We start from the raw sequence: 15090 nt of genomic DNA, 5'->3' as shown, positions 1-15090 counted from the left end.
GGCCAGAATCAAAAACAGGCTTGTATATAGCTTAGCGCGGAGCACGGGAACGATCGTGACCTACAGATCGAGGAACCACGCTGTGCCCGTTACTGACGTTGTAATCATTGGCGCTGGCGCCGCAGGTCTGATGTGTGCGTTCACCGCTGCCGCTCGCGGGCGCCGGGTGATGTTGATCGATCACGCCAATAAACCTGGCAAGAAGATCCTCATGTCCGGCGGCGGACGCTGCAACTTCACCAACATGTACACCAAGCCGGCCAATTTCCTGTCGCAGAACCCGCACTTCTGCAAATCGGCGCTGGCGCGCTACACCCAGTGGGATTTCATTGCGATGGTCGCCAAACATGGCGTGCCGTATCACGAGAAAAAACTCGGCCAGCTGTTCTGCGACAACAAGTCCAGCGACATTCTGGAAATGCTCCTGGAGGAATGCCGTCAGGCCGGTGTCAGCCTGCACATGGACACTTCCGTGCAGCAGATCGACAAAACCGAATACGGCTACAGCCTGCAAACCACGCTGGGCACGTTGAATTGCGAGGCGCTGGTTATCGCCACGGGCGGGCTGTCGATCCCGACGCTGGGCGCAACCGGTTTCGGCTATCAGGTCGGCAAGCAGTTCGGCCACACGCTGCTGCCCACCCGCGCAGGCCTGGTGCCGTTCACCATCACCGATCAGCTCAAGGAGCTGTGCACAGAGCTTTCAGGCACATCGGTGGATTGCCTGGTCAGTTGCAATGACACCAGCTTCCGCGAAAACATCCTGTTCACGCATCGCGGCCTCAGTGGTCCGGCGATCCTGCAGATCTCTTCGTTCTGGCAGCCCGGTGACACCGTGGAAATCAACCTGCTGCCCGATCACGATGTGCCCACCTGGCTCAGTCAGCAACAGGCCGAGCGTCCCAACAGCGAGTTGAAAACCCTGCTGGGCGAGATTTTCACCAAGAAGATGGCCAACCTGATCGCCGAACACTGGTTCGTGTCCAAGCCCATGAAGCAGTACACCCACGCCGAACTGTCCGACATCGCCGAAAAACTGGCGAGCTGGAAGGTGGTCCCGGCAGGCACCGAGGGTTATCGCACCGCTGAAGTGACGCTGGGCGGTATCGATACCCGTGAAGTGTCGTCCAAGACCATGGAGTCGCTGAAATCCCCTGGCCTCTATTTCGTCGGCGAAGTACTCGACGTGAGCGGTCATCTGGGCGGCTTCAACTTTCAGTGGGCATGGGCCTCGGCCTACGCAGCGGCGCAGTACGTGTGACGTAGTGCGCGTGGCGTAACATCGCGACACTGCAAACCGGTATAAATTTTGCCAAGCGGATGTACAGTCAGTCGTTTGGTCTGTACATATCCTCCTGCAGAATTGATCAATTGCGAACAGGGCCGTCAGCTTACCCATGGCATCGAAATCTCTCCGTCATACATTCCGTCGATTGTGGGCGCTGGATAAATTCAGCTATAGCGTTCGAGTCTTTATCGCACTGACCGGCAGCATGGCGCTGTGCTGGTACCAAAACGAGATGGCATTGCTGATCCCGCTGTTTCTGGGGATTATTGCCTGCGCACTGGCAGAGACTGACGATAGCTGGCAAGGCCGGCTAAATGTGTGCTTCAGTGTTGCCGCACTCGCCGTAGAACTGCTCTTCCCCTACCCCTGGCTGTTTGTCTGCTCACTGGCGCTGGCCAGCTTCTGCCTGACCATGCTCGGCGCGCTGGGCGAACGCTATGGCGCGATTGCCTATGGCACGCTGATCCTCTCGGTCTACACCATGATCGGCGTCGATCAGCGCGGCGGTGAGGTACTGGACTTCTGGCATGAGCCGATGCTGCTGGTGGCGGGTGCAGCCTGGTACGGCCTGCTGTCGGTGCTGTGGCAGATGCTGTTTTCCAACCAACCGGTGCAACAGGCGCTGGCCCGGCTGTTCCGTGAGCTGGGGCAGTACCTGAAACTCAAGTCGACGCTGTTTGAGCCGATCCGCACACTCAATGTAGAGGCCCGTCGTCTGGAACTGGCGCAGCAGAATGGCAAAGTGGTCGCCGCGCTGAACTCCACCAAGGAAATCATCCTGCACCGCGTTGGCAGCGGCCGCCCCGGTTCGAAAGTCAGCCGCTACCTGAAGCTGTATTTCATCGCCCAGGACATCCACGAGCGCGCCAGCTCGTCGCACTACCCCTACAACTCACTGGCCGACGCCTTTTTCCACAGCGATGTGCTGTTCCGCTGCCAGCGCCTGTTGCGTCAACAGGGCGTTGCCTGTCAGGCCCTGTCAGAATCCATCCAGTTGCGTCAGCCGTTCGTATACGACCCAAGCTTCGCCGAAGCCATGGAGGACCTGCACGCCTCTCTGGAACACCTGCGCATCCAGAGCAACCCTGCGTGGCGTGGCCTGTTGCGTTCGCTGCGTGCGCTGGCTGCCAACCTCGGCACACTGGATCGCCTGATCAGCGACGCCAGCAACCCGGACGCCGTGGCCGATGCCACCGACAGCAGCCTGCTGGACCGCTCGCCGCGCAACCTCAAGGATGTCTGGACCCGCCTGCGCTTGCAGATGACGCCGACCTCACTGCTGTTCCGTCACGCCCTGCGCCTGCCGCTGGCGCTGACCATCGGTTATGCGATGGTGCACCTGATTCATCCGTCACAGGGCTACTGGATCATCCTGACCACGGTGTTTGTCTGCCAGCCGAGCTACGGCGCCACCCGGCGCAAACTCGGCCAGCGGATCATTGGTACGGCAATAGGTCTGACGGTCGGCTGGGTACTGTTCGATCTGGTTACCAGTCCGATTCTGCAATCGATGTGCGCGGTGTTGGCCGGTGTGGTGTTCTTCGTCAATCGCACCACGCGCTACACCCTGTCGACCGCCGCCATCACAGTGATGGTGCTGTTCTGCTTCAATCAGGTCGGCGACGGTTACGGCCTGTTCCTGCCCCGGCTGTTCGATACCCTGCTGGGCAGCCTTATCGCCGGGCTCGCAGTGTTCCTGTTCCTGCCGGACTGGCAAGGACGACGCCTGAACAAGGTGCTGGCCAACACCCTGACCTGCAACAGCATTTACCTGCGGCAGATCATGCAGCAGTACGCCAAGGGCAAGAGTGACGACCTTGCCTATCGACTGGCGCGACGCAACGCACACAATGCCGACGCTGCGCTGTCGACCACATTGGCAAACATGCTTATGGAGCCCGGTCACTTCCGCAAGGAGGCCGATGTCGGTTTCCGCTTTCTGGTCCTGTCACATACGCTGCTGAGCTACCTTTCCGGCCTCGGCGCGCACCGTGATACACAGTTGCCTGGCGATGTCCGCGAACACCTGATCGATAACGTCGGCGCTACGCTGGCAGCCAGTATCGACGAAATCGCCGCAGGGCTGGCCGAGAAGAAACCTGTCGCCGTACAGAGTGACGCAGAGGAAGCACTGGCCGCGCAACTGGAACAGCTACCGGAAGAGATGGACGAAAGCCAGCGTCTGGTACAGGCTCAGCTAGCCTTGATCTGCCGCCAGCTGGCACCGCTACGCACCCTTGCCGCCCACCTGATCAAAGCTCCGGAGGCTGTTGCAGCCCATGCAGTCTGAACAGCTCGTCGTAGGTGCCGTCGGCCTTCATGGCGGCAATTTCACGATCAAAATCGGCGACGATTTTTGCGTGCTGAGGGTTTTTCAGGCTGACCAGAATATGCAGACTGTTCTCGCTCAACGAGCCGGGTAGAAACTCGACACGGTCGCGAACCTCGTCGGGCTCCATCGCCAGGTTATAGCGAGCGACGTATTCGTCCTCCAGTGTCAGGTCCACACGTTCGGCAGCGAGCATGCGTACGGCTGTGGAGAAGTTTTGTACGGGAACCTTCTTGAGCAGACTGTCGCTGTCAAACGCAGGGGAATAGGCATAACCGCGTACAACCGCAATCATGTAATTGTGCAGTTGTTCATGGCTCCGAACCTCGATAGCCGATTCCTTGCGTTTGATGAAGCGCACCCTATTAAGCAGGTATTCGGCTGAAAACTGACCAATTTTTGTGCGATCTTCGCTGAACCATGCGTTGATCAGAACATCGTGCCGCCCTTCACTCAACCCCAGCATTGCCCGCGCCCAAGGCACTTGCTCATACAGAGTGGTGTATCCGGCGCGGCGCAACGCCGTATTGACGATATCGGTCGCAAGTCCGCCGTTGAGCAGCAGCGCATCGGTAAAAGGTGGCCAAGGGTCAGCGACGAGGCGCAGTTTCTCGGCTGCACTGGCATGCGCCATCAGCAAAAAGACCAGCAACCCAACCGCTCGAAGCCACTGCGACATGCTCAGGTTCCTGAAAAGGGCGGTATACCCGATTTAATCCTATCGGCAGCAAAACCATCACTCATGAGAGTGCCAGCAGCTTTTAATTGAAGACCTGAAGCGGTCAGTAGACAAGCCGGAAGAAGAACATGCTCAGTAAAGCTGTACGCACATCGTTGACAGCGTTTATTGGGAATGTCGGCGGATACGTTTAGACTTCTCTTCTGGTTTCCTTGCGAGTCTGCGACATGTCTATCAAATGGATCTGCAAACATCACACCGAGTTGAGCATCCAGCAGCTGTATGCCGTGCTGCAACTGCGCGCCGAGGTGTTTGTGGTCGAGCAGCAATGTGTGTATCTGGACGTGGACGGGCAGGACCTGACGGGCGATACCTGCCACCTGATGGCCTGGCAGGAAGACAAGCTGGTCGCCTACCTGCGCTTGCTGGACCCTATCCAGCAGGGCGGCGACGTCACTATTGGGCGAGTCGTGACAGCCCCTTCGATTCGCAGCCGGGGCATTGGCCATGAACTGATGGAACAGGCTCTGGAAAACGCCGAACGCAAATGGCCTGACCAGCCCATCTATCTGTCGGCACAAGCCCACCTGCAAGGCTATTACAGCCGCTACGGTTTCAACCCGGTGGGCGAGGTCTACCTGGAAGACGACATCCCCCACATCGGCATGCGCCGCGATCTGGACTAAGAGCAGTTGCACGCCTTGAGCTGCAAGCTGCACATTGAAAGCATTGAAAGCATTGAAAAGGGATTCGTCGATGGAGGTCAGCAAGACCAAAAGCAGTTTCTATCGCCGCCTGTACGTGGCGTACCTGATTGATTCGAAGCTCGCCAGCAGCGTACCCGAACTGACCGCCGTAACCGGCATGCCACGCCGCACCGCGCAGGACACCATCAGCGCGCTCTCCGATCTGGACATCGTGTGTGAATTCGAACAGCAGGAAGGTGCCCGCAATCACGCAGGCAATTACCGTATTCGCAACTGGGGCGCCATCGACAAAACATGGATCGCCCGCAACCTGAACAGCATCAAGGCCGTGCTCGGGTATCCCTAGCAGGGCAGTTGCGAGCTTAAAGCTTGCCGTTCGAAGCCTGCAGCTCGTTATAGGTCAGGTAGACGCGCAGGTCGAATTCCAGCTGGTGATACCCGGGCAGCATGTGCTCGCATAACTGGTAGAACGCCTTGTTGTGGTCTGACTCGCGAAAATGTGCGAGCTCATGAACCACGATCATCTTCAGGAATTGTGCAGGGGCTTCCTTGAACAAGGCGGCTACCCTAATTTCATTGCTTGCCTTGAGCTTGCCGCCCTGCACTGTGGATATTTTAGTGTGCAACCCGAGCGCGCGATGGGTCAGGTCCAGGCGACTATCGAAGAGCACCTTCCTGATGGCCGGCGCGTTGCGCAGGTGATCCTGCTTGAGCGCCAGCGCGTAGGCGTAAAGAGCCTTGTCGCTTTGTATCTGATGACGCTCAGGGTAGCGCTGCTCCAGATAGTCCGCCAGACGGTTCTGGGCAATCAGCTGATGCACTTGATCCTGCAGGGTCTGCGGATAGGCCTGCAGGTATTTGAGCGGAGCATGGCTGGCGGCAGTCATGGGGCCTTTTGCATGATGACGAAAGACGCCATTCTACAGCAATCCACTCGATCTCAAGCCTGCCACCTCAAAGTGCCCGGGGAAGCGCAGCGCGTCTTCGGGCACCATCGGATGCGCGATCAGAAAGCCCTGCATGACCTGACAGCCGTTGTCCGCCAGCCACTGGTATTGCTCGGGGGTCTCGACCCCTTCGGCAATAACCAGCATATCGAGGTTGCGACTCAGGTCGATGATGCTGCTGGCCATCGCCGCCTCGCGCCTGGACTCGACAATGTTGGCGACAAAACGCCTGTCCAGCTTCAAGGTGTCTAGCTGAAGATTGCGCAAGTGCGACAGCGAGCATTCGCCGGTCCCGAAATCGTCCAGCGCAATACGCACGCCGACGTCATGCAGCAACTTCAGCTGTTTATGGCTATGCGTAAGGTTATGCACCAGAGAGCTTTCAGTGATTTCCACCTCGATCTGCCCTGGTTTGAGCTCGAAGCGATCCATGGCACGCTTCAGCTCCGAAGCCAGGTTGGGCATGCAGAATTGCGTGGGGCTGACACAGACACTCAGTACCACATCGGCAGCAAACACCCGACTCCACGCCTGACGCTGTTCGGCACCCTGATCGAAAATCCAGCTGCCTAGCCGGTTGATCAACCTGGTCTCCTCAAGCAAGGGAATGAACAGTGCAGGAGGTACCTCGCCGACCGCCGGATGCTGCCAGCGCAACAACGCTTCGAAACCACGCAGGCGGCCATCCGCAACGTGGACCTGGGGCTGGTACACCACCGAAAAATCCTTGCCATCGATGGCCGTGCGCACGCTTTCCTCAAGCATCAGCCGTGAGCGGGCGCGTCCGTTCATGTTCTGGTCGTAGAACCGGTATTGCTGACGCCCTGCACGCTTGGCCTCGTACATGGCGATATCTGCCGCACGCAGCAAACCGTCCAGATTCGAGCCGCAGTCCGGAAAGGTCGCAATACCGACACTGGCACCCAAGGTGATATCGACACCGTCGACCTGGCGTCTTCCCGACACCCGTTCAATGAGCTTTTCGGCGATTTTGGCCGCCTGTTCGGGGTAATCAAGCCCATCGATCACGACCGTGAATTCGTCGCCGCCAATGCGCGCCAGAACATCATAGGGGCGCATGCTGTCCTTGAACTGCTCGGCGACCCAGAGCAATACCTGATCACCGGCGTCATGACCCAGCGCATCATTGATCTGCTTGAAGCCGTCCAGGTCCATGAACAGCACAACCAGGTATTTGTCTGTCTGCTCCTTTCGCAGGAGCATGCCTTCAACGGCCTGATAAAGCCCGCGGCGATTGAGCAGGCCTGTCAAAGCGTCGGTAACGGCCTGTTTTTCAAGTTGCTGATAAAGATCACGGACTACCGACATATCCAGAACCGTCATCACCATCGCCTTCTGCTCCGCAGGCAGCGCCGCGCAAGACAAGGCAACCGGCAACTGTGTACCTTGTGCGGTACGCAGAACGGCATCGTGCACCCGGTAGGTGTCGGCCTTGCGATAGTGCTTGTAGAAGCCAGACTCCAGCCAGTCGCCCACTTGCGGTTCGATAATGTAATCCAGCACTTGCGTACCGCGCAGTTGATCGACCGAAGCGCTCAACAACTGGCAGATGGCGGGATTGGCAAAACTGATGGTGCCCGCCTCATCAACGACCAGAATGCCTTCGGCGACGTTGGCCAGCACTGACGCGTTGAACGCTCGGGCCGATTCAAGCTCCAGCGAGAGCTGTTGCAGCGCACGACGGTTACGCTGCTGCTCAAGCAGGGTCTGCACCTTGGGCTTGAGAACGTTCGGGTCGAAGGGTTTGAACAGGTAATCCGTCGCGCCATTCGCATACCCCTTCTGCACGGCATCCTGAGTCTGCTCATTGGCCGTGAGACAGATAATCGGCGTCAGACGGGTGCGCTGACTGCCTCGCATTAGCCGAGCGACTTCGAAGCCGTCCATGCCCGGCATCTGCACATCCAGCAGAACCAGGTCGACTTCCTGCTCAAGAAGTACCGTCAATGCTTCGATGCCTGAACTCGCAGTCACAATGTGCCAGTCCGTTCTTTGCAGAACAGCGCACATCGTCACCAGATTTTCCGGGTAATCGTCTACAACCAGTAAAACCGAAGAGCCATCATGTGGCTGTGTTGGCACGCGTTCCATGCTGCTTCTCTATGTGGGCATGACGCCTGGGTTTCAGGACGACCGTCATACTTTGGAATAACTCTAGCCCCGTCTCGCAAAAAGCAGAAGCAAGGCACCCCTTCCCTACCATCAAAGTTCGATCTACCCGACTAACGGTCATTCCCTGTACGCCGTGCACACTCTGCTCTGCAGGAAAAGTGACAGCACTTTGACGTCATTGGTTCGACAACTTTTAATTAACAAATCGCCCTACAATCCGTATAAAACGCGCTCAAACCCTCTTGCTAGGGGCCAACCCTTGGTAGCAAACAGACATGCGCGGAAGGATTGAACATGATTGATCTCGGATCGTACCAACTCAGCATTCCAGTGGGCTCCCCCCCCCAAACCATTACCACCGCTCAGCTTGTTAAGGGTTATGACGGCAAATACTTCAAATCAAAATCGGACTCCATTGTGTTCTGGTCTCCGGTGACCGGGACCAAAACCGAAAACGCCAAATATTCACGCAGCGAGTTACGGGAAACATGGTCAGATGGATCACTGCACAATTGGGTATATCCCGACGCGGACAACTATCTGAACGCTAAACTGGAAGTCGATCAGGTGCCCTCTTCCGGCAAGATCGTGATCGGCCAGATACATGCCTACGAGAGCACCGAGCCTCTTCTGAAAGTCGAGTATCAATACAAGGAAGACACCAAGACCGGAGACATCGTTGCGAAAGTTCGCAATCGTTTCGATGACGACGAAAGCAAGGTCTATAAGATAGTCGAAGGTGTGAAGCTCAATCAGACATTCAGTTACGTCATTCACCTGAGCAAGGGTGGAAAATTGACTGTCAGTGTCAACGACACCGACTGGAGCAAGCGCATCAGCGAGACCTGGCGCGACAAGCCTTTGTATTTCAAAGCCGGTGTTTATACCCAGGACAACACCGGGTATACCTCGGAAGGCGGCAAGGCCACGTTCTATAATCTGGATATTGATCACAACAAGAGCTGAGTCGCACGCAGGCCTTGAATCAAACGATCAAAAAAACGGCCCGCACTTGCAGAAAGTGCGGGCCGCTTTTCATTTCATCGGTTATTCAAGCAGCATTATCAGCGGTTGGCTTTGAACTCCTGCTCAGCCGCCAGGAAACGTGTCTGCATGGACGCAGACGCAGGCTTGCCGATCAGACTGAATACCACGATGGCAATGCTGGCAAGGATGAAACCCGGGATGATTTCATACAGGCCAAGGGTACTGAACTGCTTCCAGAGTACGACAGTCGCAGCGCCGACTATTACCCCAGCCAGCGCACCATTGCGCGTCATGCCTTTCCACAGCACAGATATCAGCACCACAGGGCCGAATGCAGCGCCAAACCCTGCCCAGGCATAGCTCACCAGCCCCAGTACGCGATTCTCGGGATTGGCGGCCAGCAGAATGGCAATGACAGCGATCAGCAACACCATCGCACGCCCGACCCACACCAACTCAAGCTGCGAAGCCCCCTTGCGCAGGTAAGCCTTGTAGAAGTCTTCGGTCAGCGCGCTGGAGCACACCAGCAACTGGCAACTCAGCGTACTCATCACCGCAGCCAGAATGGCCGACAGCAATACACCGGCGATCCATGGATTGAACAGCAGCTTGGCCAGTTCGATGAAGACCCGCTCCGGGTTCTCGGTCACCGGCCCGGCCACATCCGGGTGCGCGGAGAAGTAAGCGATACCAAAGAAGCCTACCGCCACAGTACCGCCAAGGCACAGGATCATCCAGGCCATGGAGATGCGTCGGGCGCTGGCAATCGACTTGACCGAATCAGCCGCCATGAAGCGCGCCAGGATATGCGGCTGACCGAAATAACCCAGTCCCCAGCCAAGCAGGGAAATGATGCCGATGAAAGTCGTGTTCTTGAACATGTCGAAGCTGGTCGGATCTTTCGCTTCAATGGCCAGGAAGGTGGTATCGACCCCGCCTGTTGCCAGCAGGACGATGATCGGCGTCAGGATGAGGGCGAAGATCATCAGCGTGGCTTGTACGGTGTCGGTCCAGCTCACGGCCAGAAAACCACCGACGAAGGTGTACGCAATGGTAGCCGCAGCGCCGGCCCACAGGGCGGTTTCGTAGGACATGCCGAAGGTGCTTTCAAACAGACGCGCGCCCGCAACGATGCCCGAGGCGCAATAGATGGTGAAGAACACCAGAATCACGATGGCCGAGATGATGCGCAGCAGGCCGCTGCTGTCTTCGAAGCGGCTGCTGAAGTAATCCGGCAGGGTCAGCGCGTCACCGTTGTGCTCGGTCTGCACACGCAGACGACCGGCCACGAACAGCCAGTTCAGGTAGGCGCCGATGATCAGACCAATGGCGATCCAGCTTTCCGACAGGCCGGACATATAGATAGCCCCCGGCAACCCCATCAACAGCCAGCCGCTCATGTCCGAGGCCCCTGCTGAAAGCGCTGTTACCACGCTGCCCAGGCTGCGCCCGCCGAGGATGTAATCCGAAAGGTTGTTGGTAGAGCGATAGGCCATCAAGCCGATCAAGACCATTGCCGCTATATAGATCACAAACGTGATCAAGGTAGGGTTACTGACACTTATGAGTTCTGCCTTGGCATTGTTTTTATGTTGGCACCCGATGCCAAAGGGAATAGCGACCGATATACGGCGCATCCGTGCTTTTGCACCCGACACCGCGTTGACTGATCGCTCCGCAAGGATCGGCAATCAACGACTGGCGGTTGCACCGCGGGAATGAATCCTATCAAACAAACCAAACAAGGTGCAACCCATTTCACCGTGCAAGTTGCACCTGTTACAAAAAAACCAATAAAGGCGTTTTTCTGCGCCATTTTAGGGCGCTTTCGACCCTCTCTACAAACAATCGCGCACCAGCTCTGAGCAAAGCAGCACTTTTGCGGGTCACTTGCCGGGAATGTCACAAAATATTATCGAAACAGGGTTGCACTCGGTTGCACCTGACCCCGTCACAGCGCTAATCTTCGCCAAAGCCGATGCCACCGTTGCGTGGCTATAATGAGGACAACACATGGCCACCACTACTCTGGGCGTCAAACTTGACGACCCGACCCGCGAGCGATTGAAAGCCGCCGCCCATTCGATCGACCGCACACCGCACTGGTTGATCAAGCAGGCGATTTTCAATTACCTGGAAAAACTGGAGAGTGGTGCAACCTTGCTGGAGCTCAATGGCGCGACTGGCAAAGACAGCGAAGACCGAGGCGAAGTGGCGGAAGACACAGGCCTGCAATGCTTCCTGGATTTTGCCGAGAGCATTCAACCGCAGTCGGTACTGCGGGCGGCCATCACCTCCGCCTACCGCCGCCCCGAGCAGGAAGTGGTGCCGATGCTGCTGGAGCAGGCGCGCCTGACTGCACCTGTTGCCGAAGCCACCAACAAGATGGCCGCGTCTATTGCCGAAAAGCTGCGCAACCAAAAAAGCGCTGGCGGCCGCGCTGGCATTGTTCAAGGCCTGTTGCAGGAATTTTCGCTGTCCTCGCAGGAAGGCGTTGCACTCATGTGCCTGGCCGAGGCGTTGCTGCGCATTCCGGACAAGGGCACGCGCGATGCCCTGATTCGCGACAAGATCAGCAACGGCAACTGGCAGCCGCACTTGGGCAACAGCCCCTCGCTGTTCGTCAACGCTGCCACCTGGGGCCTGCTGCTGACCGGCAAGCTGGTCGCCACTCACAATGAGGCAGGCCTCACTTCTTCACTGAGCCGCATCATCGGCAAGAGCGGCGAACCGATGATCCGCAAGGGCGTCGACATGGCCATGCGCCTGATGGGCGAGCAGTTCGTCACCGGCGAAACCATCGGCGAAGCCCTGGCCAATGCCAGCCGTTTTGAAGCCAAGGGCTTCCGCTATTCCTACGACATGCTGGGTGAAGCGGCGCTTACCGAGCATGATGCGCAGAAGTATCTCGCGTCCTACGAGCAGGCCATACACTCCATCGGCAAGGCCTCCCACGGCCGCGGTATCTACGAAGGCCCGGGCATTTCCATCAAGCTGTCGGCACTGCACCCGCGCTATAGCCGCGCCCAGTACGAGCGCGTGATGGAAGAACTGTACCCGCGCCTGCTGTCGCTGACCCTGCTGGCCAAGCAGTACGACATCGGCCTGAACATCGATGCCGAAGAGGCTGATCGTCTGGAGCTGTCACTGGATCTGCTCGAGCGCCTGTGCTTCGAACCGCAGCTCACTGGCTGGAACGGCATTGGCTTCGTGATTCAGGCTTACCAGAAGCGCTGCCCTTATGTGATCGATTACGTGATCGATCTGGCTCGGCGCAGTCGTCACCGCCTGATGATCCGTCTGGTCAAGGGCGCGTATTGGGACAGCGAGATCAAGCGCGCCCAGGTCGAAGGTCTGGAAGGCTATCCGGTGTACACGCGCAAGGTGTACACCGACGTCTCGTACATCGCCTGTGCCCGCAAGCTGCTGGCGGCACCAGAAGTCATTTATCCACAATTCGCCACACACAACGCCCACACCCTGGCGGCTATTTACCAGATCGCCGGGCAGAATTATTACCCAGGTCAGTATGAGTTCCAGTGCCTGCACGGCATGGGCGAGCCTTTGTACGAGCAGGTCGTAGGCAAGGTCGCAGATGGCAAGCTGAACCGTCCATGCCGCGTGTACGCTCCGGTCGGCACGCATGAAACGCTGTTGGCCTATCTGGTCCGTCGTCTGCTGGAAAACGGTGCCAACACGTCGTTCGTCAACCGGATTGCCGACCATTCGATCTCCATTCAGGAACTGGTGGCCGACCCGGTCAGCCAGATCGAACGCATGGCAACACAGGAAGGCGGTTTTGGCTTGCCGCACCCGCGCATTCCGCTGCCGCGCGACCTGTATGGCACCGAGCGCGCCAACTCCAGCGGCATCGACATGGCCAACGAGCATCGTCTGGCTTCGCTGTCCTCGGCCCTGCTCGCCACAGCGCACAATGACTGGAAAGCTGCCCCCATGCTCGGCTGCCCGGCCAGCGCAGGCACACTGACTGCCGCGTTGAACCCATCGGACCTGCGTGATGTGGTCGGTCATATTCAGGAAGCCTCGCTGCAGGATGTCGAGAACGCCATCCAGTGCGCCTTGAGCGCTGGCCCGATCTGGCAGGCAACACCGCCTGCCGAACGCGCCGCAATTCTGGAACGTGCTGCCGATTTGATGGAAAGCGACATCCAGCCCTTGATGGGCCTGCTGGTCCGCGAGGCGGGCAAGACCTTCGCCAACGCCATCGCCGAGGTGCGCGAAGCCGTCGACTTCCTGCGTTACTACGCCGTACAGGCGCGCAATGATTTCACCAACGACGCCCATCGTCCGCTGGGGCCGGTGGTCTGCATCAGCCCGTGGAACTTCCCGCTGGCAATTTTCAGCGGTCAGGTCGCTGCTGCACTGGCTGCGGGAAACCCGGTGCTGGCCAAACCGGCCGAGCAAACACCGTTGATTGCCGCCCAGGCCGTGCGCCTGCTGCTTGAAGCCGGCATCCCGGAAGGCGTGGTGCAATTGTTACCGGGGCGCGGTGAAACCGTAGGTGCCGGGCTGGTCGGCGACGAACGCGTCAAAGGCGTGATGTTCACCGGTTCCACTGAAGTCGCCCGCCTGCTGCAACGCAACGTGGCGGGTCGCCTGGACTCGCAGGGCCGCCCCATCCCGTTGATCGCCGAAACCGGCGGTCAGAACGCGATGATCGTCGACTCTTCGGCGCTGACCGAACAGGTTGTCATCGACGTGGTTTCTTCGGCGTTCGACAGCGCCGGGCAACGCTGCTCGGCACTGCGCGTGCTGTGCCTGCAGGAAGACTCTGCGGACCGCGTCATCGAAATGCTCAAGGGGGCGATGGCCGAGAGCCGCCTCGGCAACCCGGAGCGCCTGTCCGTGGACATCGGCCCGGTGATCGATGCCGAGGCCAAGGCGGGTATCGAAAAACACATCCAGGCCATGCGCGACAAAGGCCGTACGGTTTATCAGGTGGCCATTGCCGACAGCACGGAGCTTAAGCGTGGCACCTACGTGATGCCGACCCTGATCGAGCTGGAAAGCTTCGATGAGCTGCAACGCGAAATCTTCGGCCCGGTGCTGCATGTGGTGCGCTACAAGCGCAAGGAACTGGGCCTGCTGATCGACCAGATCAATGCATCCGGCTACGGCCTGACCCTTGGTGTTCATACCCGCATCGACGAGACCATCGCCAAGGTCATCGACAACGTCAACGCAGGCAACGTCTATGTAAACCGTAACATCGTCGGTGCTGTGGTGGGCGTCCAGCCATTTGGCGGCGAAGGCTTGTCCGGTACCGGCCCTAAAGCCGGTGGCCCGCTGTACCTGTACCGCCTGCTGTCGACGCGTCCGCAGGATGCCATCGAGAAATCGTTCGTGCGCAGTGATGCGCTGTCTGCTCCGGACACCCGCCTGCGTGACATCCTCAACAAACCGTTGCAAGCCTTGAAGGCCTGGGCAGCCAGTAATCAGCAAAGCGATCTGGATGCCCTGTGCAGCCAATACGCCGAGCAATCGCAAAGCGGCATCACTCGCCAGCTGGCGGGGCCGACCGGCGAGCGCAACGGCTATGCGATTCTGCCGCGTGAACACGTGCTTTGCCTGGCGGATGACGAGAACGACCTGCTGATTCAACTGGCGGCCGTGCTGGCTGTCGGCAGCTCTGCCGTGTGGCCGGAAACAGACATCAGCAAGCCATTGCGCGCTCGTCTGCCAAAGGACGTTCAGGCACGCATCAAGCTGATCCCTGACTGGACCAAGGACGAAGTCGCTATCGACGCCGTCCTGCACCACGGCGATTCCGATCAGCTACGCGCCATCTGCCAGCAGATCGCACAACGCAGCGGTGCAATCGTCGGCGTCAATGGCTTGTCCCACGGCGAAACCAACGTGCCGCTGGAACGTCTGGTGATAGAGCGGGCATTGAGCGTCAACACCGCGGCGGCGGGTGGCAATGCGAGCCTGATGACGATCGGCTGATGCCGCTAGGTAACAGATGACGCAGAGCGTCAAGAAAGGCATTCCCACGCTGG

10 protein-coding genes are annotated in these 15090 nt (G+C 58.5%); 6 read left to right on the top strand and 4 right to left on the bottom strand.

Going from position 1 to position 15090, the window contains the following annotated elements:
• Positions 1–82 precede the first annotated feature (82 nt).
• Together ALO64_RS12110 and yccS are read left to right on the top strand one after the other, a co-directional pair.
• Positions 83–1261, top strand: coding sequence for a BaiN/RdsA family NAD(P)/FAD-dependent oxidoreductase (locus tag ALO64_RS12110; RefSeq protein WP_044343220.1), 1179 nt, complete (start codon positions 83–85; stop codon positions 1259–1261).
• A 136-nt stretch (positions 1262–1397) separates the two neighbouring features.
• Positions 1398–3578 (top strand): YccS family putative transporter, encoded by a 2181-nt coding sequence (yccS, locus tag ALO64_RS12105; protein WP_044343219.1) that lies wholly within the window; start codon positions 1398–1400, stop codon positions 3576–3578.
• Here the strand turns inward: yccS and ALO64_RS12100 are convergent.
• Positions 3541–4296: a substrate-binding periplasmic protein gene (locus ALO64_RS12100; protein WP_002551761.1), complete on the bottom strand. Its 756-nt coding sequence runs from the start codon at positions 4294–4296 to the stop codon at positions 3541–3543. The two genes, yccS and ALO64_RS12100, sit on opposite strands and share 38 nt — an antisense overlap.
• 227 nt (positions 4297–4523) lie before the next feature.
• Here ALO64_RS12100 and ALO64_RS12095 point away from each other — a divergent pair, with 227 nt between their 5' ends.
• Both ALO64_RS12095 and ALO64_RS12090 read left to right on the top strand, forming a co-directional pair.
• Complete coding sequence (locus ALO64_RS12095) at positions 4524–4982, top strand: GNAT family N-acetyltransferase (RefSeq protein WP_002551760.1); 459 nt, start codon at positions 4524–4526, stop codon at positions 4980–4982.
• A gap of 70 nt (positions 4983–5052) precedes the next feature.
• On the top strand, positions 5053–5349 hold the full coding sequence (locus ALO64_RS12090; RefSeq protein ID WP_002551759.1) for a winged helix-turn-helix domain-containing protein: 297 nt from the start codon (positions 5053–5055) through the stop codon (positions 5347–5349).
• Positions 5350–5365: 16 nt separating this feature from the next.
• On the opposite strand, the gene ALO64_RS12085 is transcribed toward ALO64_RS12090, so the two are convergent.
• Positions 5366–5890 (bottom strand): M48 metallopeptidase family protein, encoded by a 525-nt coding sequence (locus ALO64_RS12085; RefSeq protein ID WP_044343218.1) that lies wholly within the window; start codon positions 5888–5890, stop codon positions 5366–5368.
• Positions 5891–5923: 33 nt separating this feature from the next.
• Positions 5924–8062, bottom strand: a complete 2139-nt coding sequence (locus ALO64_RS12080) for a two-component system response regulator (protein WP_044343217.1) — start codon at positions 8060–8062, stop codon at positions 5924–5926.
• Positions 8063–8377: 315 nt separating this feature from the next.
• On the opposite strand from ALO64_RS12080, the gene ALO64_RS12075 reads away from it, so the two are divergent.
• Positions 8378–9049, top strand: coding sequence for a polysaccharide lyase family 7 protein (locus ALO64_RS12075; RefSeq protein ID WP_004654467.1), 672 nt, complete (start codon positions 8378–8380; stop codon positions 9047–9049).
• 98 nt (positions 9050–9147) lie between these two features.
• Here the strand turns inward: ALO64_RS12075 and putP are convergent, their stop codons facing one another.
• Entirely contained in the window at positions 9148–10635 is a 1488-nt protein-coding gene (gene putP / locus ALO64_RS12070) for a sodium/proline symporter PutP (RefSeq protein ID WP_044295616.1), read from the bottom strand.
• Positions 10636–11083: 448 nt separating this feature from the next.
• On the opposite strand from putP, the gene putA reads away from it, so the two are divergent.
• Positions 11084–15037 (top strand): trifunctional transcriptional regulator/proline dehydrogenase/L-glutamate gamma-semialdehyde dehydrogenase, encoded by a 3954-nt coding sequence (gene putA / locus ALO64_RS12065; RefSeq protein WP_044343216.1) that lies wholly within the window; start codon positions 11084–11086, stop codon positions 15035–15037.
• Positions 15038–15090: the final 53 nt, after the last annotated feature.

The organism is Pseudomonas meliae, from assembly GCF_001400515.1.
Lineage (GTDB): Bacteria > Pseudomonadota > Gammaproteobacteria > Pseudomonadales > Pseudomonadaceae > Aquipseudomonas > Aquipseudomonas amygdali.
Note: the sequence above shows the minus strand (reverse complement) of the source record. Positions and strands in the feature narration are given on the sequence as shown.